Here is a 23279-nt window from a genome sequence, read left to right as displayed (position 1 = left end):
ATGAATAATACGCAAAAGAGGATGTGATGAAATAATTCGACACATCCTTTTTTTAATTCTTTTACTGTTAGTATTTCATTTTTTGGAATTCATCTTCGGTATTTAATGATGAGTTCTAAAATTAGAAAGTGACCACGGTGGGATTTGAACCCACACGCCCTTGCGAGCACCACCCCCTCAAGATGGCGAGTCTACCGTTTCTCCACGTGGCCTAAATGCAAAAAAGGTCAAGTAAATTAATACTCGACCTTTTGTGACCCGACTGGGGCTCGAACCCAGGACCCCATCATTAAAAGTGATGTGCTCTACCGACTGAGCTATCGAGTCATTGCTTTCAAGAAAACTTATTTTGTAAATCACAATTTTGTGACCCGACTGGGGCTCGAACCCAGGACCCCATCATTAAAAGTGATGTGCTCTACCGACTGAGCTATCGAGTCATTTTGTTTTCTTGATTGCGGGTGCAAATATAAGGAGTTTATTTTATTATTTGCAAGCAATTTTGTTTTAAATTTGTCTTTTTTTAACCAAAATTTACAATCCCTTAGTTTATAGGGTTTTATTAGAATGAAAAAAATCATCTTATTAGGATATATGGGCTGCGGAAAGTCAACTATTGCCCAAAACCTTTCAAAAATTACAAATATTCCGTTTCTGGATTTAGATAATTGTATCGAAAAAAAAACAAATTTGTCTATAAAAGAGATTTTCGAGAAACACGGAGAGATCTATTTTAGAAAATTAGAACATGAAATGTTTCTTGAATTAATTCAATCTTCAGAAAATAGTATTATAGGTTTAGGCGGGGGAACGCCATGTTATGCTAATAATCATTTATTATTACAAAGAGACGATCTTACTTCTATATATTTAAAGGCTTCGATTGATACTTTATATAATAGATTAGTACACAATAAAAGTAAAAGACCTTTAATTGCGAATATGGAAGAGGAAGAAATGAAAGAGTTTATTGCCAAACATTTATTCGACAGAAGTTTTTATTATAACCATGCACAGCACAAAGTTGTAGTTGATAATAGAACAGTCGACGAAACGGTTCAGGACATTTTAGAAATCTTAGCTTAGAAAAGCATAATTGTCTCCGTTTTCATCAAAAACAACCTGAACATGTTCTAATAAAGAAGTTGATAAAGAAATTCCTTTAAAATCAGCTTTTACAGGATACTTTTTATGATTTCGGTCTACAAGTACAGCAGTTTTGAATTTTTTAAGCGGAACGTCCAGAAAATGACGAACGGCATATATTAAAGTTGTTCCTGAATTGAGTACATCATCAACCAAAACTAATCCTTTATTCGAGTATTCTTGTGGAGATAAAGAAGTCTGAATAGGAGATTGCGGATTTTGTTTGTCTACTTTTACTTCGCAAAACGAAACATTCAGAGTAGAGATGTCGTTTAAAACTTTCACGATTTTTTGGGCAAAAACAGAACCGCTGGAAGCAATCCCGGCAATTACAACTTCTTCTTCGTCAACAAAAGTCTCGTAAATTTGATAAGCAATACGTTTTATTTTATGCTCGATTTCCTGATGGGTTAAGATGATGTTTTTGCTCATGATTTATTTTTTTGCTAAAATACGATTAGAATTTTAGATTTTAGATTTTAGAATTCAGATTTTTTGAATTTAAATTTCATCTTCGTGTTCTTCGTCGTCGATAAAATCAGTTCCGTAATCGTCAATATCCCTTCTGTCTTTTTTAGTTGGTCTTCCTGCGCCGCTTTTACGGTAATGCTCTTTTGATAATTTAAGCATTTCTAAATGTGCATAAGCTTCGGCCGGAGTTTCATTTTTTCTGTATATATCAACAAGTTTTGCCCCCACACGATTTTCCGGTATATCAAGTACAGTAATTATATGTGTAATCTGGTCTTTTCTAAAAGTAATTTTATCAGTAGGAAAAACTTCTTTTGATGGTTTTGCAACCTGCCCGTTTACAGTAACCTGATTTTTTTTGCAGGCCTCTGTTACCATGTTTCTGGTTTTGTAATAACGAACGCACCACAAGTATTTATCTATTCTCATAATTTTTCTAAAATAGAAGTTAAATTCTTTACAAAAATAAATCAATATTGTATCTTGCGCACCTAAAAAATTAACAATAATGAATAAATTTAAATATTACTTTGTTTTATTGCTTGCAAGTATAGCTATAGTGTCTTGTAATAAAGACAAAGATGAACCTGAAACAGTTCCTTTAAGAGATTATAAGGTACAATATGCTGCAGATAATGACTCTATTGTTAAATATTTAAAGACTCATTATATAAAAGAAGTAACGGCTAATTTTGATATAACGATTGAAAAGATTCCGGCAGGAGGTACACAAACATCTATTATGTATCAAACCGATTACCCTCTTCAGACAAGAGATGTTTATAATCACGATGTTAATTATAAAGTATATTACTTAACTTTAAATAAAGGAGTTGGACAATCTCCTATGAATACTGACCGAATTTATGCATCCTATGTAGGAAGCCTTTTAAACGGGACCGTATTTGATTCTTCTTATGGATTAGGTAGAAATTTTGAATTATATATGAATTCCTCTCAGGCTGTAATTGACGGTTGGGGTGAAATTTTTCCGCAGTTTAAAACCGGTACTCCAAATGCAGCAGGTCCTGATGGAACAGTAACTTATAAAGATTTTGGTGCAGGAGTGATGTTTTTGCCTTCCGGACTTGGATATTATGGAGGAGGTGCTGATAATATTCCTTCTTATTCTCCTTTGGTATTTAGCTTTAAATTATTTGATCTTCAACGATTGGATCACGATGGTGATGGTGTTTTAGATATTAATGAAGATATAAACAAAGATGGATATCTCTATGATTTGAGAGATACTTCTAGATTTCCTACTCCGCCAGCTACTATGAAAGATGATACAGATGGAGATGGTATTGCTGATTTTGTTGATACTGATGATGACGGTGATGGTTTCTCTACTTATTATGAAGTTACAAAACCTAAAGAACAAATTGGATGGGTAAACGGCGTATTTAATGGAGTGAGTACTTATTATCCTTGGGATCCTGTTACAGACAATCCGAATACTCCAAATGTTGATGAAACTGAACCAAGAGGAATTCCAAGAAGACCAACTGGACCTCTTAAAACTGAAGGGGACACAGAATCGATAAATAATCCTAGAAGTTTTCTACCAGAAGATTATACAGCTCCAGTAAGATTAAGAATTCATTTAGATAAAACATATCCTTATCAAAAACTATAGTTTTATTAAGGCATAAAAAAACCTCGAAAGTAATTTCGAGGTTTTTTTGTTTTATAAAGTAAGAGAAACTAAAATTATTTTCTTTTGATAACTCTTTCTACAGATTCAACAATTGCCTGATTGTTTAATTTGTATTTTTCCATTAATTGTTCTGGTGTACCAGATTCTCCAAAGCTGTCTTTTACTGCTACAAATTCTTGTGGAGTTGGATTGTGTAAAGCTAATACTCCTGAGACACTTTCTCCAAGACCTCCAAGGTAGTTATGTTCTTCTGCAGTTACGATACATCTTGTTTTAGCAACTGATTTAAGAATAGCTTCTTCGTCAAGAGGTTTAATTGTGTGAATGTTAATTACCTCTGCAGAAATTCCTTTTGCTTCAAGAGCTTCAGCAGCGATAAGAGCTTCCCAAACTAAATGTCCCGTTGCAACAATTGTTACATCAGTTCCTTCGTTTAATAAAATAGCTTTTCCAATTACAAATGGTTCGTCAACAGGAGTAAAGTTAGGTACAACTGGACGTCCGAAACGTAAATAAGCCGGACCGTGATGATCTGCTAATGCAATAGTTGCAGCTTTAGTTTGATTGTAATCGCAAGTGTTGATTACAGTCATTCCCGGAAGCATTTTCATTAATCCGATATCTTCTAAAATTTGGTGAGTTGCACCATCTTCACCTAAAGTTAAACCCGCGTGTGAAGCACAAATTTTTACGTTTTTGTCTGAATAAGCAACAGATTGACGAATTTGATCGTAAACTCTTCCTGTTGAGAAATTAGCAAAAGTTCCTGTAAATGGAATTTTTCCGCCAATTGTTAAACCGGCAGCGATACCAATCATGTTAGCTTCTGCAATTCCAATTTGGAAAAAACGCTCGGGATGATTTTTCTTGAAATCATCAAATTTTAATGATCCAATTAAATCAGCACATAATGCTACTACATTTTCGTTTTTTTGACCTAATTCAGTCATTCCCGCTCCAAAACCAGAACGAGTATCTTTGCTTCCTGTATTTTCGTATTTTTTCATTTTATTTTTGCTGTATGCAATAGGCAGTAGGCAATAAGCATAGAGCTTATAGCTTAAAGCTTAAAGCTGTTTTAGTAATCAACTTGGTCTTTAGAATAGTTTTGAGCTAATGCTTTTTCTAATTGCTCATCATTTGGCGCTTTTCCGTGCCAAGCATGTGTGTGCATCATAAAATCAACACCGTGACCCATTTCAGTATGCAATAAAATACAAACTGGTTTTCCTTTTCCTGTTCTTGATTTTGCATCAGTTAATCCAGCAATGATTGCATCTATATTATTTCCTTCTGCAATTTCTATAACATCCCAGTCAAAAGCTTCGAATTTTGCACGAAGGCTTCCCATTGCCAAAACTTCATCAGTTGTTCCGTCAATTTGTTTCCCGTTAACATCGACAGTTGCAATAAGGTTGTCTACTTTTTTTGCAGAAGCATACATAATAGCCTCCCAGTTTTGACCTTCCTGTAATTCTCCGTCTCCATGTAAAGTATAAATTAAATGGTTATCACCATTTAATTTTTTTGCCTGTGCAGCACCAAGAGCAACAGATAAGCCTTGTCCTAATGATCCAGACGCCATACGTACACCAGGTAAACCTTCGTGAGTAGTTGGGTGCCCTTGTAAACGAGAGTTTAATAACCTAAAAGTTGCTAGTTCTGAAATTGGGAAATAGCCGCTGCGTGCTAAAACGCTGTAAAATACTGGAGAAATATGACCATTTGAAAGGAAGAAGATATCTTCTCCAATTCCATTCATGTCAAAACCTTCTTTGCGGTCCATAATATTTTGGTATAGCGTTACCAAAAATTCAGTACAACCTAGTGATCCACCTGGGTGACCAGAGTTTACAGCATGTACCATTCTAAGAATATCTCTTCTTACTTGGATCGTTAAATCGCTTAATTGTTGTGTGTTAGGCTTCATTTTATATGTAAAAGTTTAAACTGGAGCAAAAGTAGTCGTTATTTTGCGGGGAGACAAATGATTTTCTGCTTTAGTTTGATACAATTGTTAAATTCTGTTTCTTTTTTTATTAATCTTAAAAAAAACAGCAATTTGTTTTAGATTTTTCAAATTCAACATTTTAGAAATTAAGGTTTTCAATAAATTGCTAAATAAAAAAGCCCTAAAAAGGGCTTTTGAATAATCGAACGTAATAAATTAATTATTATCGCCCTCGCTGTAGAAATTATTTTCTTCATCTTCTGAACCAATTTCTTCCTGATCGTCATCAAGTTCTGAACCCGGAACATCTAAGTCATTTCCGATTTTATCGCTGTTTTGTTTCCATTCGTGATTGTCCTGATTTATAATGCGTTCACCTGAAATTTCTTCGGGATTGATGTCTTCTAGTTTGTTATCTTGATTATAAATATCTTCGTTTGCCGGATAATCCATGTTTTCAAGGTTTTTTTCAATTTGTTCATCCTTGATTTGATCTAATTTTTCTTCAGAGTTTATCATGATTTCGAGATTTTTAGTTGAATGAGTTAAAATTACGAAAGCAATACTTGAAACCGTTATATTTTAATACTCTGATTGTTGCAGTTTTTACATTGCAATATCTTCTTTTAGAAGGGCTGCGTTAGGGATAGAAACGGCATCCTTTTGCGACAGTAGTCATTTCTCGATTAAAATGATATTTTCCGGAGCAAAAGATAGAGTGGATAGCCCGACCGGAGGGAACGCCCAAAAACATAAAATTCAATTTTCTAATTGACCAATTATCTAATTAAATTATTCTGAAATTAGCTTATCTTTGCCGTCCCGAACGGTCGGGAGAAAAAAGAAACAAATGAAGTTCGATTTATTACAAAAAGATCCGCAGTCTAAAGCAAGAGCGGGAAGTATAACTACTGATCACGGCGTAATCGAAACGCCTATTTTTATGCCTGTTGGAACGGTGGCTTCGGTAAAAGGAGTGCATCAGCGAGAATTAAAAGACGATATTAACCCGGATATTATTCTAGGAAACACTTACCATTTATATTTACGTCCGCAAACAGAAATCCTTGAGAAAGCAGGAGGATTACATAAATTCATGAATTGGGATCGTAATATTTTGACTGATTCTGGTGGATATCAGGTATATTCTCTTTCCTCAAACAGAAAAATTAAAGAAGAAGGAGTAAAGTTTAAATCGCACATTGATGGATCTTATCATGTTTTTACTCCAGAAAATGTAATGGAAATTCAGCGTACAATTGGTGCAGATATTATTATGGCTTTTGACGAGTGTACGCCATATCCTTGCGATTACAGATATGCACAAAGATCTATGCACATGACACACCGCTGGTTAGACCGCTGTATTAATCATTTAGAAAAAGTACCTTATAAATACGGTTACGAACAAACTTTTTTTCCAATTGTTCAGGGAAGTACGTATAAAGATCTACGTCGCCAGTCTGCAGAATATATTGCAAATGCAGGACAGCAAGGAAATGCAATTGGCGGTTTATCTGTAGGGGAGCCCGCAGAAGAAATGTACGCAATGACAGAAGTTGTCTGCGAAATTCTTCCGGAAGATAAACCTCGTTACTTAATGGGCGTTGGAACCCCTATAAATATATTAGAAAATATTGCGTTAGGTATTGATATGTTTGATTGTGTAATGCCAACCCGTAATGCCAGAAACGGAATGTTGTTTACAGCAAACGGAACAATCAATATTAAAAATAAAAAGTGGGAAGCAGATTTTTCTCCAATTGATGAAATGGGACACACTTTTGTTGACGTACAATATACAAAAGCTTATTTACGCCATTTATTTGCGGCCAATGAATATTTAGGTAAACAAATTGCTACTATTCATAATCTTGGTTTCTACATGTGGTTGGTTCGTGAGGCTAGAAAACATATCTTAGCAGGCGATTTTAAACCATGGAAAGAAATGATGGTTAAAAATATGAGTCAAAGACTTTAATAAAAGAGTTTCAAGTTTTAGGTTTCAGGTTTCAGGTTCTCTACAGAACGTGAAACCTGAAACCTGAAACAACAAAAACAAAAACTATATGCTGTCAATAATAGATAAATACATCTTAAAAAGATATCTTGGAACTTTTTCTGTGATGCTGCTTTTGTTTGCGCCTATTGGAATCGTAATCGACGTTTCTGAAAAAGTAAATAAGATGCTCGAAAACAAGATCCCGTTTATGGATATTGCTTTCTATTATTACAATTTTACAATTTATTTTATTAACTCATTATTCCCGATTTTTTTATTTTTATCGGTTATTTGGTTTACTTCAAAACTGGCTAATAATACTGAGATTATTGCGATTTTGAGTTCCGGTATTTCATTTACGCGTTTTCTTCGTCCTTATATTATTGGTGCAACTATAGTTTCGATTTTTGTTTTGCTGATGGGATTTTTTATAGTTCCTGCTGCAAGTGAAGGTTATAATAATTTTAGGTACACCTATTTAAAAGGAAATGGAAAAGAACTCATGCGTGGCGAAAATACTAATGTTTACAGACAAATTAATGACCACGATTTTATCTTTGTAAACAGTTTTAACGAAGAATCGAAAACGGCATTTAATTTTACGCTTGAGCATTTCGAAAAAGACAAACTTACGTATAAGATTACAGCAAGTCGTATAAAATGGGACCCAAAGTTAAAAACTTATATCTTGTACGATTATACAAAACGAACGCTTAATGATTTGAATGATATAATAGAAAAAGCACCTGAAAAAAATGTAAAGTTTAAGTTTGAGCTTGCTGATTTAACGCCTGTTGTTTACATTGCAGAGACATTGACATTAGGTAAATTATATGATTTTATCGAAAAAGAAAGAAAAAGAGGTTCAGGAAACATCAATACTTATTTGGTAGTTCTTTATAAAAAATACAGTATACCGGTTTCTGCTTTTATTTTAACGATTATTGCAGTATCTGTTTCTTCGATGAAACGCCGTGGCGGAATGGGAATGAACCTTGCTATTGGAATTGCAATTGCATTTTCATTTGTATTCTTTGATAAAATATTTGGTACTCTTGCCGAAAAATCTACTTTTTCACCTTTATTAGCTGTTTGGTTCCCAAATATTGTTTTTGGAGCTTTGGCAGTTTACCTGTTACGTAATGCGAAACGATAATTTAAAAAGTTATTTAAATCTTCATTTAATTGTTTTTATCTGGGGATTTACAGCCATTCTTGGTGCTTTAATTACAATAGATGCCGAAAATCTGGTATGGTTTAGAATGTTGATAGCGGCCATTTTTCTGGGAGGATTTATTATTTATAAAAAAGAATCTTTTAAAATATCAGCACAATCATTAGCAAAATTAATTTTCGTTGGATTGTTAATTGCGCTCCATTGGATTTTCTTTTTTAAAGCCATTCATGTGTCTAATGTTTCGATAACCTTATCGATTTTTTCACTAGGAGCTTTTTTTGCTTCTTTATTAGAACCGCTTTTTTACGGAAGAAAAGTTTTATGGTACGAAGTTTTCTTCGGACTGATAATCATTGCGGGATTAGGATTGATTTTGCAAGTAGAAATTAAGTATTTAACAGGTGTTTATTATGCCTTAATTTCAATAATTCTGGGTGTTTTATTTACCTTAATGAATGGAAAATTAATCTCAGATCACGAACCTTCAGTTATAACATTTTACGAATTTGGAGCCGGAGTTTTCTTTATTTCTATTTATTTTTTAGTAATTGGGAAATTCAATGCAGACTTTTTTGTAATGTCTTTAAATAACTGGGTTCTATTATTGGTTTTGGCTTCTGTTTGTACAGCATATGCCTTTACTGCTTCTGTAAAAGTTATGCGAAGATTGACACCTTATACAGTAATGTTAACCACTAATTTAGAGCCTGTTTACGGGATTCTTTTAGCTTATTTTATTCTTGGAGGAAAAGAAAAAATGAGTGTAGAATTTTATATTGGTGCAGTAATTATTGTCATTACTGTTATTTTAAATGGTGTTTTTAAACATTATAAGAATAAAGATAAAGTGTAGTATTTATCTTATGTTAAAATTGCATTTTTTCATTTTAAAGACGAAATAATAATTCGAATAGTATAATATTTTTATATTTGCGGTTCGATTTAAAAACAAAATTCAAAAATCCATGGAATATTTAGATTTTGAGCTTCCAATAAAAGAACTTGAAGAACAGTTAGAAAAGTGTGTTATAATTGGAAAAGAATCTGACGTCGATGTTACGCCGACTTGTAAAGAAATCAACAAGAAATTAGAACAAACTAAAAAAGAAATATATAAAAACCTTACGGCTTGGCAGCGTGTACAATTGTCAAGACACCCAAACAGACCTTATACTTTAGATTATATCAAAGCAATTTGCGGCGATACTTTTTTGGAACTTCATGGAGACAGAGGTTTTAAAGATGATAAGGCTATGGTTGGCGGTCTTGGAAAAGTAAACGGACAATCGTTTATGATTATTGGTCAGCAAAAAGGGTTTAATACAAAAACACGTCAATACCGTAACTTTGGCATGGCGAATCCTGAAGGATACCGTAAAGCTTTGCGTTTAATGAAAATGGCAGAAAAATTCGGAATTCCGGTTTTAACTTTAGTAGATACTCCGGGTGCATATCCGGGACTTGAAGCCGAAGAAAGAGGACAAGGAGAAGCTATTGCAAGAAACATTTTTGAAATGGTTCGTCTGCAAGTGCCAATCATTACAATTATTGTTGGAGAAGGAGCTTCTGGTGGAGCTTTAGGAATAGGTGTTGGAGACCGTGTTTACATGTTAGAAAATACTTGGTACTCTGTAATTTCTCCAGAATCATGTTCTTCAATTTTATGGAAAAGCTGGGAGTACAAGGAACGTGCTGCTGAAGCTCTGAAATTGACTTCATCAGATATGAAAAAACAAAAATTAGTAGATGATGTTATACCGGAACCACTAGGAGGAGCGCACTATGATCGCGAAACTACGTTTAAAACAGTGGCAGAATATATAACAAAAGGATATAACGAATTGAAAGACTTATCAACAGCCGAGCTTATTGCCCAAAGAATGGACAAATACAGCAATATGGGCGAGTATAAAGAGTAAATTCATATAAAATGATTAAAAATCCGAAGCCCTGCGGTTTCGGATTTTTTTTTGGTTATCAACAAAATAAACATATTTATAAACAACAGAATAGTTATAACTCGATAACAATTTTTTTTCAAATTTTGTTACTTTCGCTATATGGAAAATTTCAAGAATGTAAACCCTGTCAAGGTAGACAAAACCACTATTATTAATCTGGAAAAAGGAAAACTTCCTCCACAAGTTCTTGATTTGGAGGAGGCCGTACTTGGCGCCATGATGATTGATAAAAAAGGGGTAGATGATGTAATTGATATTTTACAGCCAGATGCTTTTTACAAAGATGCCCACAAACATATTTTTGAGGCAATCTTACAGCTTTTTACAGAAACTCAGCCAATTGATATATTGACAGTTTCGACTCAGTTAAAGAAAAATGGAAAGCTTGAACTGGCAGGAGGAGATTTTTATTTAATTCAGCTTACGCAGAAAATCGCTTCTTCTGCACACATCGAATTTCACTCGCGTATTATTCTTCAAAAATTTATTCAAAGAAGTTTGATTAGAATTTCATCTGAAATTATTGAAGAATCTTATGACGAAACTACAGACGTATTTGATTTGCTGGACAAAGCTGAGTCGAAATTATATGAAGTAACTCAGGGAAATATCAAGCGTAGTTCTGAAACAGCTCAAAGTTTAGTTTTACAGGCAAAAAAACGTATTGAAGAAATTGCAGGTAAAGAAGGTTTGAGTGGTATTGCAACCGGTTTTGAAAAATTAGATCAGTTAACATCAGGATGGCAGCCTTCGGATTTAATTATTATTGCTGCTCGTCCGGGTATGGGTAAAACCGCCTTCGTACTATCGATGGCAAGAAATATCAGTATTCAGTTTGGGCATGCAGTTGCAGTTTTTTCTCTGGAGATGGCTTCTGTTCAGTTGATTACGAGACTTATTTCATCTGAAACAGGATTGTCTTCAGAGAAGTTAAGAACTGGAAAACTGGAAAAACACGAATGGGAACAGCTGAGTACTAAAGTTAAAGATTTAGAAAAAGCACCATTGTTTATTGATGATACACCTTCACTTTCAATTTTCGATTTACGTGCAAAATGCCGTCGTTTGGCTTCTCAGCACGGAATTAAATTGATCATTATTGACTACTTGCAGTTAATGACGGCGGGAGGTAATGCTAAAGGCGGAGGAAATCGTGAGCAGGAGATTTCGACAATTTCCCGAAACTTAAAAGCATTGGCAAAAGAGTTAAACGTACCCGTTATTGCACTTTCTCAGTTATCGCGTGCCGTAGAAACGCGTGGTTCCAGCAAGCGTCCGCTGCTATCGGATCTTCGTGAATCTGGAGCGATTGAGCAGGATGCCGATATTGTATCGTTTATTTATCGTCCGGAATATTATAAAATTGAAGAGTGGGATGATGATGAGCAGTCTTCAACAGCAGGTCAGGCCGAGTTTATTGTAGCGAAACACCGTAATGGTGGACTTGATAATATTCGTTTAAAATTCTTAGGACATTTAGGAAAGTTTGATAACCTTGAAGACTTTAGCGGCGGTTATGATGATTTGCCTTCAAAAATGAATCATGACGATAATCCGTTCATTACCAAAAATCTTCCTTCGGCAAATGAAGCTTTTGGAAGTAATTTAAATGATGACGATGATGATAGCGATGTTCCGTTCTAAATAAAAAAATAAAATAATTAAATAAAAAAAAATCTTTATAAGCACAGTGCTTGTAAAGATTTTTTCATTTAAAGATTATACAGCTTTGCACATAATTTCACAAAATAATATTTCTTATATAAAAATTAATTCGGTAGATTAGCAATACCATAAACAATTATAAAATTATTAACTAATTAAAATTTTAAAACTATGAGTGAAGAAGCCTTTCCAGGACCTATTCAAGTTCCGTTAAGTATTGCTAAAGAATGGGAAAAGAGATACCAGGATGATACCACGGTCGAAGATTCTAAAAACAAAGTAAAATCTTATTTGATTCCAAGAGAAAGTTTAGAAAAAGTTTTGCAGCTTAATACCGAAGCAGTTCGTGCTTACATTGGTATTAATGACCAAAATGAAAAGACATTACTTTTTGTTGGTGCCCAATATGATAAAGAAACGGGTAAATACATTGACGTGTACGGACAATCTTCACAGCAAAATAAATCAGCCGAGAGTGCTGAAGATGTTGTATATGATGGTACAAGGCCAAGTCCTCCATATTGATTTTTAAATAAGTATTTAAAATAATGGATGATTTTTTAATATATTTAGGTTATTTAATATTATTAATAAATCTAATATTATATGCATTTAGCTTTTTCCGAAAGGGAAAAGCTAATGTTTTTTTTGTTGCCTACCTGGCTTTTTCGTTTGTAATGCAATTTTCAATGGAATTGGTTTATTCTCTTCATAAGAGCAATTTAGTCCTCGTTAATATTTTTGTTATTGGACAAATGCTTTTTTTAGGAATGTTTTATCATTCTATTTTAAAATTGAAAATTCAAAAGTTATTTGTAAAGTGGGGAATTATAATTGCTCTGTTAATTTTAGGAATTCAGTTTTGTATTGAACCAGATCTGTTTTTTAAATTTAATTTATTTGAGATTACCGTTACTTCTCTAATGATTGTGGTTTTTGCGTTATTACATTTTTATAATATGCTTACAGAAAGTAAAACATATTATTATGTTACGATAGCTGTGATTCTTTTTATGTTAGGTTCTACAATTTTGTATTTGGTTGGAAATCTGACATTAACATTAAGTGAAAATTTGAAATATCTCTCATGGAAGCTAAACGCATTTTTATTTATAATTTACCACTTATTGATTATGTACGAATGGAAAAGAAGTTTTTATAAAAATTGACAATTAGAATGAACAATTAGCCAAAAAAAATCTCTATCAGGAATTTCCTGATAGAGATTTTTTTGATAGTTATTTTTTTCTAACACCTTACAGCCAAATTAAATATATTTGATTCTTGTATTAATAAATATTTCAAACCTAAAAAATGAGCACTCATTCAATTCCTGAAAAAGAACTGGTTGCAATTATTTTATATATCTCTTTATTTTTTATAATTGTAGCAGTTTCATTAATAATATTCTTTTATTTTTCAAGAAAAAAGATCATCCAAAAAGAGCTTGAAAAAAAAGATTTGATCTTGCAATATCAAAAAGAGCAGCTTCATGCAGTGATTATTACACAAGAAGAAGAACGTAAACGTATTGCTCAGGACTTACATGATGATATTAGTTCGAAGCTTAATATTGTTTCTTTGAATACACATTTGCTTTCTGCACCAAATTTAACCGAAGAAGAGACTAAAGAAATAACCGAAAACATAATTAATCTCACTACAAAAGCTCTTGAAAACTCGAGAAAAATTGCTCACAATTTATTGCCGCCCGTTTTTGAAAAGTTTGGATTAAATGCCGGAGTAGAAGAATTATGCGAAGAATTTGAAAGTAGTAAATCGGTAAAAACATATTATAAAAACGAAATTGATTTTGATGATAATATCGATCGTCATTTGCATGTTTTTAGAATTTTACAAGAATTAATGAATAACTCGCTTCGTCATGGAAAAGCAACCGAAATTTGGATTGCATTTAAAAATAATGAAGGAATAAATACCTGCTATTATGAAGATAACGGAATTGGTTTTGACAGCAAAAATCTTGAAAATCAAAAAGGGCTTGGTATGAAAAATATTGACAGCCGAATTTCTTTTTTAAACGGAACTATAAAATTTGACTCGGAAATTAATAAAGGAATTGCAGTAATTTTTACTTTTTAAGACAAATTCAGGAAATATTTAGCAATAAATATTAATAAAGCAAGGAACTTTAGCTTTTATTAATTCATATTTTGTAATTTCGAAAAACCAAATGACCAAAAACAAACAAAATGAATGCCGTTATTAAAATTGCTTTAGTCGATGACGAAGTATTATTTCGAAAAGGAATAGCTTTTTTATTGCAGAGAGAAGATAACATTGAGATTATTTTTGAAGCTTCAAACGGTGAAGAGCTTGTTACTAAATTAAATAATAATGAAGTAAAGCCAGATATCATTATTATGGATTTAAAAATGCCGGTTTTAAATGGCGTAGAAGCAACAAAAATTATCCGAAAATCTTTTCCTGACATAAAGATAATTGCCTTAACCAGTTATGACTCAAAATCTTTTATTGCAAATATGATTCAGGTAGGGGCTGTGGCTTACCTAATTAAAAATACTACACCAAAAGATTTGATTAGAACGATTAACGAAGTAAACAAAAAAGGGTTTTTCTACAATGAGAATGTTTTAAAAACAATTCAGGAAACAATTGTATCGACAAAAAATTCTAAAGGCAGTTTGGAAACTAGCTTTCTTTCTCCCCGAGAAATCGAAATCCTACAGCTCATTTGCCAGCAAAAAACAACTACAGAAATTGCAGAACATCTTTTTTTAAGTCCCAGAACAGTAGAAGGACATCGTAATAATTTATTATTAAAAACAGAATCAAGAAATATTGCAGGTCTTGTTGTGTATGCTATTCAAAATGAAATTGCAGTTTTAACACTGTAATGTCAGCTTGTTAAAAATTGAATAGATAAAACATAGTAAACAATTATTGTAAAAACCAGGACACAAATGCCTATTTTTTGCATTATACTAAAATCTTTTGGTTGGTTGTTTGGGTTATAGTTCATGGTTTAAGTTTTTAATCGATTGATTTAGTCGATTTTGGATTCCAAATTTAGACAGAAAAAGTTTTCAAAGTTTACGTGTTTTTACGTGTTTTTTATAAAATTTCAATCTTTATTACTTCATGATAGCGTTAATTAACAGTTTTATTCCATTATAAAACTAGGCTTCTATTGCTTTATTTAAAGCTTCCTTTATATCTTTACTAAAATATTTTTTTGATGAAAAAAAGTGTAGTATGTATTTTTATTTTGCTGTTTTGTGTTAGTGCAAAAGCATCGTTTATTTTACTTCCAATGGATGAAACAACACAGCAAAATCATTTAAAAGCTTACGGAATAACATATTGGTGTTTGAGTAGGGACTATAAAGCCAGCTGGCTCTTAAACTATCGCGGCGGATCATTCTTATTGCCGGATGCTGAAGAAATACGCAAAGAATGCAAAATACGTGGAGTTAGTTTTGAAATACTGTCAGATAGTGAAGAAGCTTCAATTTTAAATGATATTTCGAGTCCGTCTCAAAATATGGAATCTGTAATCCTTGAAAAAGCGCCAAAAATTGCAGTTTATACTCCAAAAGGAAAACAACCTTGGGACGATGCCGTTACTTTGGTTTTGACTTATGCCGAAATTCCTTTTACTCCAATTTATGACGAAGAAGTTTTGAGCGATCAACTTTTACTTTACGACTGGCTGCATCTTCATCATGAAGATTTTACTGGACAATACGGAAAATTTTATGCTGCCTACAAAAATACACCTTGGTATATAGAACAAAAAAAAGATGCTGAAGCTTTAGCCGCAAAACTAGACTATTCAAAAGTATCTCTGGAAAAAGGCGCTGTTGCAAAAAAAATACGTGATTTTGTTATTGGCGGCGGCTTTATGTTTGCAATGTGCTCTGCAACTGATAGCTTTGATATTGCCCTTGCCGCTGATGGTGTTGACATTTGTGAAACTATGTTTGATGGAGATCCAAGCGAATCTAATTATCAGTCAAAACTCAATTATTCCAATTCTTTCGCATTTAAAGATTTTATTTTAGAAAGAAGACCAGAAGTTTATGAGTTTTCAGATATAGATATGACGGGAAAAAGAAGAGTTCCAATGGAAAAAGATTATTTTACTTTAATGGAATTTTCTGCAAAATGGGACCCAATTCCAAGCATGTTATGCCAAAATCATACACAATTAGTAAAAGGATTTATGGGGCAGACAACATCTTTTAATGAAACATTGGTTAAATCAAATGTTTTGGTTATGGGAACTTGTGAGCTTAATGGCGAAGCAAGATACATTCATGGAGAAAAAGGAAAAGGAATGTTTACTTTTTTTGGAGGCCATGATCCTGAAGATTTTCAACATCAGGTTGGAGATCCGCCAACTGTTTTAGACCTACATCCAAATTCTCCGGGATATCGCTTAATTTTAAATAATGTTTTGTTTCCAGCCGCAAAAAAGAAAAAACTTAAAACTTAATTTAAAGAAAATTCAGTCCAGATCGGTATATGGTCAGAAACTTTTCGGGCTTCTTCAAGTGAATCAAATTTTTTATAAAACAAAATTACGCCGGAATTAATGGATTTTATTTTATTTGAATTATAAAAGACATTGTCAAACTCAGAAGCCAGACAATTATTCTCGATGCATTCTTTTTTAAGTGTTGTTTTTTGCTTTTGAAATATCGGAACGAAAGCCATTTTTTTTAGTGGATTAAAAACCGTATGTGATTGTGGACAATTAAAATCGCCCAAAAAAACCAGATTCAAATTTGGATATTCCTGAGGAAGAAATTTAAAATATTTAATTTCAGTTTCTGGTTGTTTACTTTTTGTAATAGCATGAAAATTGACAAGAGTAAACGTTTTTCGATCAGCCTCGAAGGTTCCAAAATAAGGTTCGCGATCAATCTCTAAATGATACTTTTTTTCGAGCCACGCATTTCCTTTTAAATTTACTCTGTTTGTTTTCCATATAAAAGCATAACGTTCTCTTTTGTAACTATTTCCGCTTGTAGGATCACTTATAGAGTAATCCCATTTTGCCCCTTTTTCATTTAATAAATTAGCAAGCTTAGCAATTGTCTGCGCACCGCCATATCCGGCAACAACTTCCTGAATTGCAATAATGTCATAATCTTTAACTGTATTGGCAATAAAATTTAAAGTTGGTTGTGATTTAGATTTTCCAAAATTTTTTAAATTCCAGGAAATAATTTTGGTTTGAGGAAAAGATTTAAGAGAAACAAATAATAAAAAAATGCAGGTGATAAAAGATTTCATAAGGCATTAAAAAAATCAAATATAATATTTTAAAAGTTTTTAATGTATGAAAATATTTATATTTTTTTATACCTGCTTTTTAAAGCCTTTCTAATAATAATTATTTGTAAAACAAGAAGAGCCGGTATAAAGATGAGTTTCCAGTCTACTTCAAGCCAGCCGGTTTTTTCAGAAACGAAAGCAAAACTTATGGATAAGAAAAAACAAAGAAACATTGTTTTCATAATTATATTATTTGGAGGATTAATGCTTACAGTTAGATCAAATTTATGTTTAGGGCTCAACTGGTATTTTCAATTTTTAAAGCAAACATAAATCGATTTAAAAGTATTTTATTACGGAATTCCGCAATGTAAAATTTAATCTGCAAAAATTATAAAGTCTAAAATTTTATGAAAGAGTAAAAATACCTGTTTTTGTAAAAATACCTCAATTCTGTTTTATTAGTTCTCATTTAAAGGTAAATACAACAAAACCCTCTTACTAAGAGGGTTTTTATAAGGTATAAAGTTGTAAAATCTGTTTTTGTAAAAATTAAGAAGCTCTCAATCCGGTTGTAATTGCCATTCTATTCCAAGAGTTAATGGTAATAATGGCCAAAATTATTTCTGCTAAATATTTTTCATCAAATAAATTTGCGGCATTTTGATAAACTTCATCAGAAACATGATTTCCAATTAAAGTAACCTGCTCTGTTAAAGCTAAAATTGCTTTTTCTTCTTCAGTGTAAACGTCTGCTTCACGCCAGGCACTAATTAAATATATTCTCTGTTCAGAAATTCCGTATTTTCTGGCGTCAGCAGTATGCATATTAATACAATAAGCGCAGCCATTAATTTGAGATGCACGTATTTTAATTAATTCTTTATGGACTGGAGTTAGTGAAGTAGAAGAAATGTATTTTTCTAAATTTAATAAAGCCTGATAAGCTTCTGGAGCAACGTTCGGGATAACAATTCTTGATTTCATTTTTATGTGTTTTAAAAGTTCATTACAAAGGTCAGTAATGTATTCTCTTAAAAACTTGAACTACTTCAAGAAATTCAAATCATACTTTTCCCGCCCTAATTTTACTCATGAATTCAGCAGAAAAATCTAAGTAAGAAGCAAGCATATATTGCGGAACACGTTGTACAAAATCGGGTTGCTGTTTTTTGAAATGATTGTATCGTTCTTCTGCCGACATTGTAAAAAGGAATTTAATTCTCATTTGTGCAGCTCCAAAAGATTTTTGAGAAACTATTCTAAAATATCTTTCCAGTTTTGGAATTTCGATAAGTAAAGATTCTAAAGTACTTTTTTGAATTGCTATTAATTCGCAGTTTTCAACTGTTTGGATATAGAAGTGAGAAGGAGTAGTGTTATGATAGCTTAAATAATCAGTTATCCACCAATTTTCAATAGCAAATTGCAATGTTTGCTCACTTCCTTTTGAATTGATAATATATTGTCTCGCAAAGCCCTTTAATATAAAGTATAATGTGTCACAAACCTGACCTTCCTGTAATAAATGCTCTTTCTTTTTAACTTTTGAAATACTAAGGTGCGATTCTAAAATATCAATTTCTGAAGGTTCAAGTACTATGAATTTTTGTATATGATTAAAAAGAGGTGTAAACATTTTGTAATTGTTTAAAATAGATTTAAAGGTAAAGCAGATTGTTGTAAAAACAAAAAACCATCCGAATTAACGGATGGTTTCTTTATGATAAGTAAGTAAATCTAAATTGAGTTTATAAACGTTTTATTTTACTTTGTTAAGAATAGCTTTGAAAGCTTCTGGGTGGTTCATAGCTAAATCTGCAAGAACTTTACGGTTCAATTCGATTCCGTTAGCTTTAACTTTTCCCATGAATTGAGAATAAGACATTCCTTCTAATCTAGCTCCAGCGTTAATACGTTGAATCCATAATGAACGGAAGTTTCTTTTATTCTGTTTTCTGTCACGGTAAGCGTAGCTCATTGCTTTCTCTACCGCGTTCTTAGCAACTGTCCAAACGTTTTTACGTCTTCCAAAGAAACCTTTGGCTTGCTTCATTATTTTTTTTCTTCTTGCTCTTTTAGCAACTGAATTTACCGATCTTGGCATAATTTTAATGTTTTTTTGTAGCAGGCGTCCTGAATTGAATCAAAGGAACTTAATGGCCATACTCCAAGGTTATATAAATAATTTTTTAACCTAAAGAATTCTTTAGTCTAATGTATTAAAGTTAAATGTCTAAAGTCATCTATTGACTTTTAAACTTTATCACTTTGCAACTTAGGCTTATTAGATAATTCTTAATTGTTGTTTGATGCTTTTCTCATCAGTTTTGTGAACTAGCGCTGAGTGCGTCAAAGCTAATTTACGTTTTTTAGATTTTTTAGTCAAGATGTGACTTTTAAAAGCATGCTTTCTTTTAATCTTTCCAGAGCCAGTAACTTTAAAACGTTTCTTAGCGCTAGATTTAGTTTTCATTTTAGGCATTTTTCCTAGTGTTTTAATTTATTCTTACTTACTTATATCTTGAGTCAAAAAGTTTAAAAAGTCTAAAGTTTAAAAATCACTAACTGACTTTTAAACTTTAGGACTTTAGAACTTAAAGACTTATTTCTTTTTCTTTGGAGCAATGAACATAATCATTCTCTTTCCTTCCAGAACCGGCATAGCTTCAACTTTACCAAACTCTTCTAAATCTGTAGCAAGACGTAATAATAAAATCTGCCCTTGATCTTTATAGATGATAGAACGACCTTTAAAGAAAACAAATGCTTTTAATTTAGCTCCTTCTTTAAGGAACTTCTCAGCATTTTTTCTTTTAAACTCATAATCATGCTCATCTGTCTGAGGACCAAAACGAATTTCTTTTACTACAACTTGAGATGATTTAGCTTTTAAAACCTTATCACGTTTCTTTTGTTCGTAAACAAATTTCTTGTAATCCATGATTTTACAAACCGGTGGTTCGGCATTTGGCGAAATTTCCACCAAATCCAGTTCAAGCTGGTCAGCTAAGCGTAATGCATCAGCTATTTTAAAAACCCCTGGTTCAATGTTTTCCCCTACAAGACGTACTTCAGGAACACGAATAAGATTATTTATTCTGTGTGTGTCTTTTTTTTCTACGCGAGGTTGAAAACCTCTGTTACTTTTTATTGCTATGACTTTCTAATTTAAGTTAAACTGTAAATACTTTTAATGTCTTTTTTATTTCTTCGTCTACAATCGAAGCAAACTCTTCGATAGAAACTGTGATATTACCTTTTCCTTCTTGTCCGTGACGACGAATAGAGATTGTACCGTTTTTCTCTTCTTCCTCACCAACAATAAGCATAAATGGAATTTTTTGCATTTCTGCATCTCTAATTTTCTTACCGATTGTTTCATTTCGGTTATCAATTAGGGCGCGAATTTCGTGATTTTCTAGCAAATCTAAAACTTTTTTAGCATAATTTTCGTATTTCTCGCTCAAAGACAAGATAATAGCCTGTTCAGGCATTAGCCAAAGTGGGAAATTTCCTGCTGTATGTTCTAGTAAAATTGCTATAAAACGTTCCATAGATCCAAAAGGAGCTCTGTGAATCATAACAGGGCGATGTAATTCATTATCAGCACCTTTGTATGTCAAATCAAAACGTTCAGGTAAGTTATAATCTACCTGAATAGTTCCTAATTGCCATTGTCTTCCTAAAGCATCCTTAACCATAAAGTCAAGTTTCGGACCGTAAAAAGCAGCTTCGCCATATTCAACAACAGTATTAAGACCTTTATCTTTTGCTGCATTTATAATAGCGTTTTCAGCTTTTTCCCAGTTTTCATCTGTACCTATATATTTGTCTCTGTTTTCCTGATCTCTCAATGAAATTTGAGCAGTAAAGTTTTCAAAACCTAATGAGCCAAATACATATAATACAAGGTCAATTACCTTTTTGAATTCTTCATCCAATTGTTCCGGAGTACAGAAAATATGTGCATCATCCTGAGTAAACCCTCTAACACGAGTTAAACCATGTAGTTCACCAGACTGCTCGTATCTGTAAACAGTACCAAATTCAGCATAACGCTTAGGTAAATCTTTATATGACCAAGGTCTTACATTGTAAATTTCACAATGGTGAGGACAGTTCATTGGTTTTAATAAAAACTCTTCACCTTCTGCAGGAGTATTAATTGGTTGAAAACTATCAGCACCATATTTTGCATAGTGACCAGAAGTAACATAAAGTTCTTTTTGACCAATATGCGGACTAACAACTTGTTCGTATCCTGCTTTCTTTTGAGCACGTTTTAAAAATTGCTCTAAACGATCTCTAAGAGCAGCGCCTTTAGGTAACCATAAAGGTAAACCTTGTCCCACTTTTTGTGAAAAAGCGAATAGTTCTAATTCTTTTCCAAGTTTACGATGGTCACGACGTTTTGCTTCTTCAAGAAGTTCAAGATATTCAGTTAAATCTTTTTGTTTAGGGAAAGAAGTTCCGTAAACACGAGTTAACTGTTTGTTTTTCTCATCACCTCTCCAGTAAGCACCAGCAACACTCATGATTTTTACCGCTTTGATAATTCCAGTATTAGGAATATGTCCACCACGGCATAAATCAGTAAAAGTAGAATGATCGCAGAATGTGATAGTTCCGTCTTCAAGGTTCGAAATTAATTCAGTCTTGTAAACGTTGTCTTTGTACATTTCTAATGCTTCTGCTTTACTTACCGGGCGCATTTTAAAATCGAACTTTCCTCTTGCGATTTCAAGAATACGGTCTTCGATCTTTTTAAAATCAGCTTCAGAAATTTTTTGATCTTCAAAATCTACATCATAATAAAATCCATTAGCTATTGCAGGTCCTAAAGTCAGTTTAATTCCAGGATATAGTTCTTCAAGAACCTGAGCCATTACGTGCGAAGTCGAATGCCAGAAAGCTTTTTTGCCTTCAGCATCATTCCATGTATATAATATAAGATTACCATCGGTCGTTAATGGAGTTTCGGTTTCAATAGTTATACCATTAAAAGATGCAGAAATAACATTTCTTGCAAAACCTTCGCTAATGTTTTTAGCGACCTCCATTGGAGTTACGCCTTGAGCGAACTCTCTAATTGACCCATCGGGTAAAGTAATCTTGATCATTGTTTATAATTTTGTGAATGCAAATATAAGTGATTACAAAACTACATACAATATATATATGTAAGATTGCTTCATTATATTAAAGTAAAAGCTATACTGTATAGTAAGAGTGACTTTATCTATAGAACCAGATAGTTTTCTAAAAGAGTCGGTTTTTGTTTATACATATATATGTATAGTGATAAAATTCGATTTCAATCTTGTTAGAGACTTGCTGCGGTATGTTTATACTGTAACTACAAACATTCTTCTGTTCGAATGTTTAAAGATTTTTGATTTAATCAGGGACTAATGCTGTTATTTGTATTGGATCATTTGTTTTGAATCCCAGAATAAAGTTTTCTCGGGAACTTTTGCGCTGTCGGGCCTGCCGGGATTGTTTTAGAAAAGAATTTTCAGGGTTAGTGATAGGAAAAAGCACTGGCTTTGGTGTTTGTTTGGGATTAAAATGGGCTGGAATGATATTTTAAGAACCTGCTTTTACTTCAAAAAAGGGTATGAAAGAATAAAAATCCTTTAAAAACAGACTACCCCTGGGGGTATAAAATATAAAAACTGCATTATATTAAGGAAAAGCCTGACACGAGGTGAAAAAAAAATGAGTTTGTAAATATGGGGCTGTCAGTGAGTTAAGAAATAAATCAAAAAAAGAATAAAAAAACTTGGGAAAAGTTGTTGTATAAATGGAAAAAGGTTCTACTTTTGCACCCGCAACAGCGAAAAACGCTCTTCGAAATACTGACAGGTTATATGGATTTAGGGAAAAGAAATTTTCGAAAAAAAGATTCAAAAAAGCTTGTGAGATTTGAAAATGCTTTTTACATTTGCACCCCGCAAAACACGGAAAGCTCTTTGATA

Annotated in this window: 24 protein-coding genes and 3 tRNA genes; 12 read left to right on the top strand and 15 right to left on the bottom strand. The window is 32.7% G+C overall.

The features are described 5' to 3' along the window. Window positions 1-129: 129 nt before the first annotated feature. The 3 genes from BUC29_RS10530 to BUC29_RS10520 form a co-directional block, all read right to left on the bottom strand. A tRNA-Leu gene (locus BUC29_RS10530) sits at window positions 130-212 on the bottom strand. Between the two features lie 42 nt (window positions 213-254). Further along, window positions 255-327 (bottom strand) — tRNA-Lys (locus BUC29_RS10525). 40 nt (window positions 328-367) lie between these two features. Then, a tRNA-Lys gene (locus BUC29_RS10520) sits at window positions 368-440 on the bottom strand. A gap of 127 nt (window positions 441-567) precedes the next feature. Here BUC29_RS10520 and BUC29_RS10515 point away from each other — a divergent pair. Beyond that, on the top strand, window positions 568-1086 hold the full coding sequence (locus tag BUC29_RS10515; protein ID WP_073416078.1) for a shikimate kinase: 519 nt from the start codon (window positions 568-570) through the stop codon (window positions 1084-1086). On the opposite strand, the gene BUC29_RS10510 is transcribed toward BUC29_RS10515, so the two are convergent. Together BUC29_RS10510 and BUC29_RS10505 are read right to left on the bottom strand one after the other, a co-directional pair. Beyond that, entirely contained in the window at window positions 1078-1578 is a 501-nt protein-coding gene (locus BUC29_RS10510; RefSeq protein WP_073416076.1) for a phosphoribosyltransferase domain-containing protein, read from the bottom strand. The genes BUC29_RS10515 and BUC29_RS10510 overlap by 9 nt on opposite strands. A gap of 69 nt (window positions 1579-1647) precedes the next feature. Next, complete coding sequence (locus tag BUC29_RS10505) at window positions 1648-2046, bottom strand: RNA-binding S4 domain-containing protein (RefSeq protein ID WP_073416074.1); 399 nt, start codon at window positions 2044-2046, stop codon at window positions 1648-1650. Window positions 2047-2125: 79 nt separating this feature from the next. On the opposite strand from BUC29_RS10505, the gene BUC29_RS10500 reads away from it, so the two are divergent. Then, on the top strand, window positions 2126-3256 hold the full coding sequence (locus BUC29_RS10500; protein WP_073416072.1) for a BamM family beta-barrel-assembly machinery protein: 1131 nt from the start codon (window positions 2126-2128) through the stop codon (window positions 3254-3256). A gap of 74 nt (window positions 3257-3330) precedes the next feature. Here BUC29_RS10500 and BUC29_RS10495 read toward each other — a convergent pair whose 3' ends face one another. The 3 genes from BUC29_RS10495 to BUC29_RS10485 all read right to left on the bottom strand — a co-directional run bounded on the left by BUC29_RS10495 (window position 3331) and on the right by BUC29_RS10485 (window position 5747). Continuing rightward, window positions 3331-4284, bottom strand: coding sequence for a transketolase family protein (locus tag BUC29_RS10495; RefSeq protein ID WP_073416070.1), 954 nt, complete (start codon window positions 4282-4284; stop codon window positions 3331-3333). 71 nt (window positions 4285-4355) lie between these two features. Next, complete coding sequence (locus BUC29_RS10490; protein WP_073416068.1) at window positions 4356-5207, bottom strand: transketolase; 852 nt, start codon at window positions 5205-5207, stop codon at window positions 4356-4358. Window positions 5208-5444: 237 nt separating this feature from the next. Further along, window positions 5445-5747, bottom strand: a complete 303-nt coding sequence (locus tag BUC29_RS10485) for a hypothetical protein (protein ID WP_073416067.1) — start codon at window positions 5745-5747, stop codon at window positions 5445-5447. Between the two features lie 331 nt (window positions 5748-6078). Here BUC29_RS10485 and tgt point away from each other — a divergent pair, with 331 nt between their 5' ends. The 10 genes from tgt to BUC29_RS10435 all read left to right on the top strand — a co-directional run bounded on the left by tgt (window position 6079) and on the right by BUC29_RS10435 (window position 16513). Beyond that, on the top strand, window positions 6079-7209 hold the full coding sequence (tgt, locus tag BUC29_RS10480) for a tRNA guanosine(34) transglycosylase Tgt (RefSeq protein WP_073416065.1): 1131 nt from the start codon (window positions 6079-6081) through the stop codon (window positions 7207-7209). Window positions 7210-7297: 88 nt separating this feature from the next. Beyond that, window positions 7298-8386, top strand: a complete 1089-nt coding sequence (locus BUC29_RS10475) for an LptF/LptG family permease (RefSeq protein WP_073416063.1) — start codon at window positions 7298-7300, stop codon at window positions 8384-8386. Beyond that, window positions 8373-9260: a DMT family transporter gene (locus BUC29_RS10470; RefSeq protein ID WP_073416061.1), complete on the top strand. Its 888-nt coding sequence runs from the start codon at window positions 8373-8375 to the stop codon at window positions 9258-9260. The genes BUC29_RS10475 and BUC29_RS10470 overlap by 14 nt, the downstream gene beginning before the upstream one ends. A gap of 112 nt (window positions 9261-9372) precedes the next feature. After that, a complete protein-coding gene (locus BUC29_RS10465; RefSeq protein ID WP_073416059.1) occupies window positions 9373-10326 on the top strand; it encodes an acetyl-CoA carboxylase carboxyltransferase subunit alpha in 954 nt (317 codons plus the stop codon). Between the two features lie 141 nt (window positions 10327-10467). Continuing rightward, complete coding sequence (dnaB, locus tag BUC29_RS10460; protein WP_073416057.1) at window positions 10468-12012, top strand: replicative DNA helicase; 1545 nt, start codon at window positions 10468-10470, stop codon at window positions 12010-12012. 192 nt (window positions 12013-12204) lie between these two features. After that, entirely contained in the window at window positions 12205-12558 is a 354-nt protein-coding gene (locus BUC29_RS10455) for a hypothetical protein (RefSeq protein WP_073416055.1), read from the top strand. A 23-nt stretch (window positions 12559-12581) separates the two neighbouring features. Beyond that, window positions 12582-13202, top strand: a complete 621-nt coding sequence (locus BUC29_RS10450; RefSeq protein ID WP_073416053.1) for a hypothetical protein — start codon at window positions 12582-12584, stop codon at window positions 13200-13202. Window positions 13203-13347: 145 nt separating this feature from the next. Further along, window positions 13348-14136: a sensor histidine kinase gene (locus BUC29_RS10445; protein WP_073416051.1), complete on the top strand. Its 789-nt coding sequence runs from the start codon at window positions 13348-13350 to the stop codon at window positions 14134-14136. Between the two features lie 110 nt (window positions 14137-14246). Then, entirely contained in the window at window positions 14247-14912 is a 666-nt protein-coding gene (locus tag BUC29_RS10440; protein ID WP_073416050.1) for a response regulator transcription factor, read from the top strand. Between the two features lie 341 nt (window positions 14913-15253). Further along, entirely contained in the window at window positions 15254-16513 is a 1260-nt protein-coding gene (locus BUC29_RS10435; protein ID WP_073416049.1) for an asparagine synthetase B, read from the top strand. Here the strand turns inward: BUC29_RS10435 and BUC29_RS10430 are convergent. From BUC29_RS10430 to thrS, 7 genes are all read right to left on the bottom strand, one after another. Continuing rightward, complete coding sequence (locus tag BUC29_RS10430) at window positions 16510-17316, bottom strand: endonuclease/exonuclease/phosphatase family protein (RefSeq protein WP_073416047.1); 807 nt, start codon at window positions 17314-17316, stop codon at window positions 16510-16512. The two genes, BUC29_RS10435 and BUC29_RS10430, sit on opposite strands and share 4 nt — an antisense overlap. A 534-nt stretch (window positions 17317-17850) precedes the next feature. Beyond that, a complete protein-coding gene (locus tag BUC29_RS10420; protein WP_073416043.1) occupies window positions 17851-18285 on the bottom strand; it encodes a carboxymuconolactone decarboxylase family protein in 435 nt (144 codons plus the stop codon). Between the two features lie 79 nt (window positions 18286-18364). Next, window positions 18365-18937, bottom strand: a complete 573-nt coding sequence (locus BUC29_RS10415; protein ID WP_073416041.1) for a Crp/Fnr family transcriptional regulator — start codon at window positions 18935-18937, stop codon at window positions 18365-18367. 123 nt (window positions 18938-19060) lie between these two features. Then, window positions 19061-19405: a 50S ribosomal protein L20 gene (gene rplT / locus BUC29_RS10410; RefSeq protein WP_008464948.1), complete on the bottom strand. Its 345-nt coding sequence runs from the start codon at window positions 19403-19405 to the stop codon at window positions 19061-19063. Between the two features lie 180 nt (window positions 19406-19585). Further along, window positions 19586-19783, bottom strand: coding sequence for a 50S ribosomal protein L35 (gene rpmI / locus BUC29_RS10405; RefSeq protein ID WP_011921545.1), 198 nt, complete (start codon window positions 19781-19783; stop codon window positions 19586-19588). Window positions 19784-19903: 120 nt separating this feature from the next. Beyond that, the gene (gene infC, locus BUC29_RS10400) at window positions 19904-20458 is read right to left on the bottom strand and encodes a translation initiation factor IF-3 (RefSeq protein WP_394332990.1); all 555 of its coding nucleotides are present in this window, start codon (window positions 20456-20458) and stop codon (window positions 19904-19906) included. A gap of 16 nt (window positions 20459-20474) precedes the next feature. Further along, entirely contained in the window at window positions 20475-22421 is a 1947-nt protein-coding gene (thrS, locus tag BUC29_RS10395; RefSeq protein WP_073416037.1) for a threonine--tRNA ligase, read from the bottom strand. Window positions 22422-23279 lie beyond the last annotated feature (858 nt).

The organism is Flavobacterium defluvii (assembly GCF_900129555.1).
In the GTDB taxonomy this organism is placed as follows: Bacteria; Bacteroidota; Bacteroidia; order Flavobacteriales; family Flavobacteriaceae; genus Flavobacterium; species Flavobacterium defluvii.
Note: the sequence above shows the minus strand (reverse complement) of the source record. Positions and strands in the feature narration are given on the sequence as shown.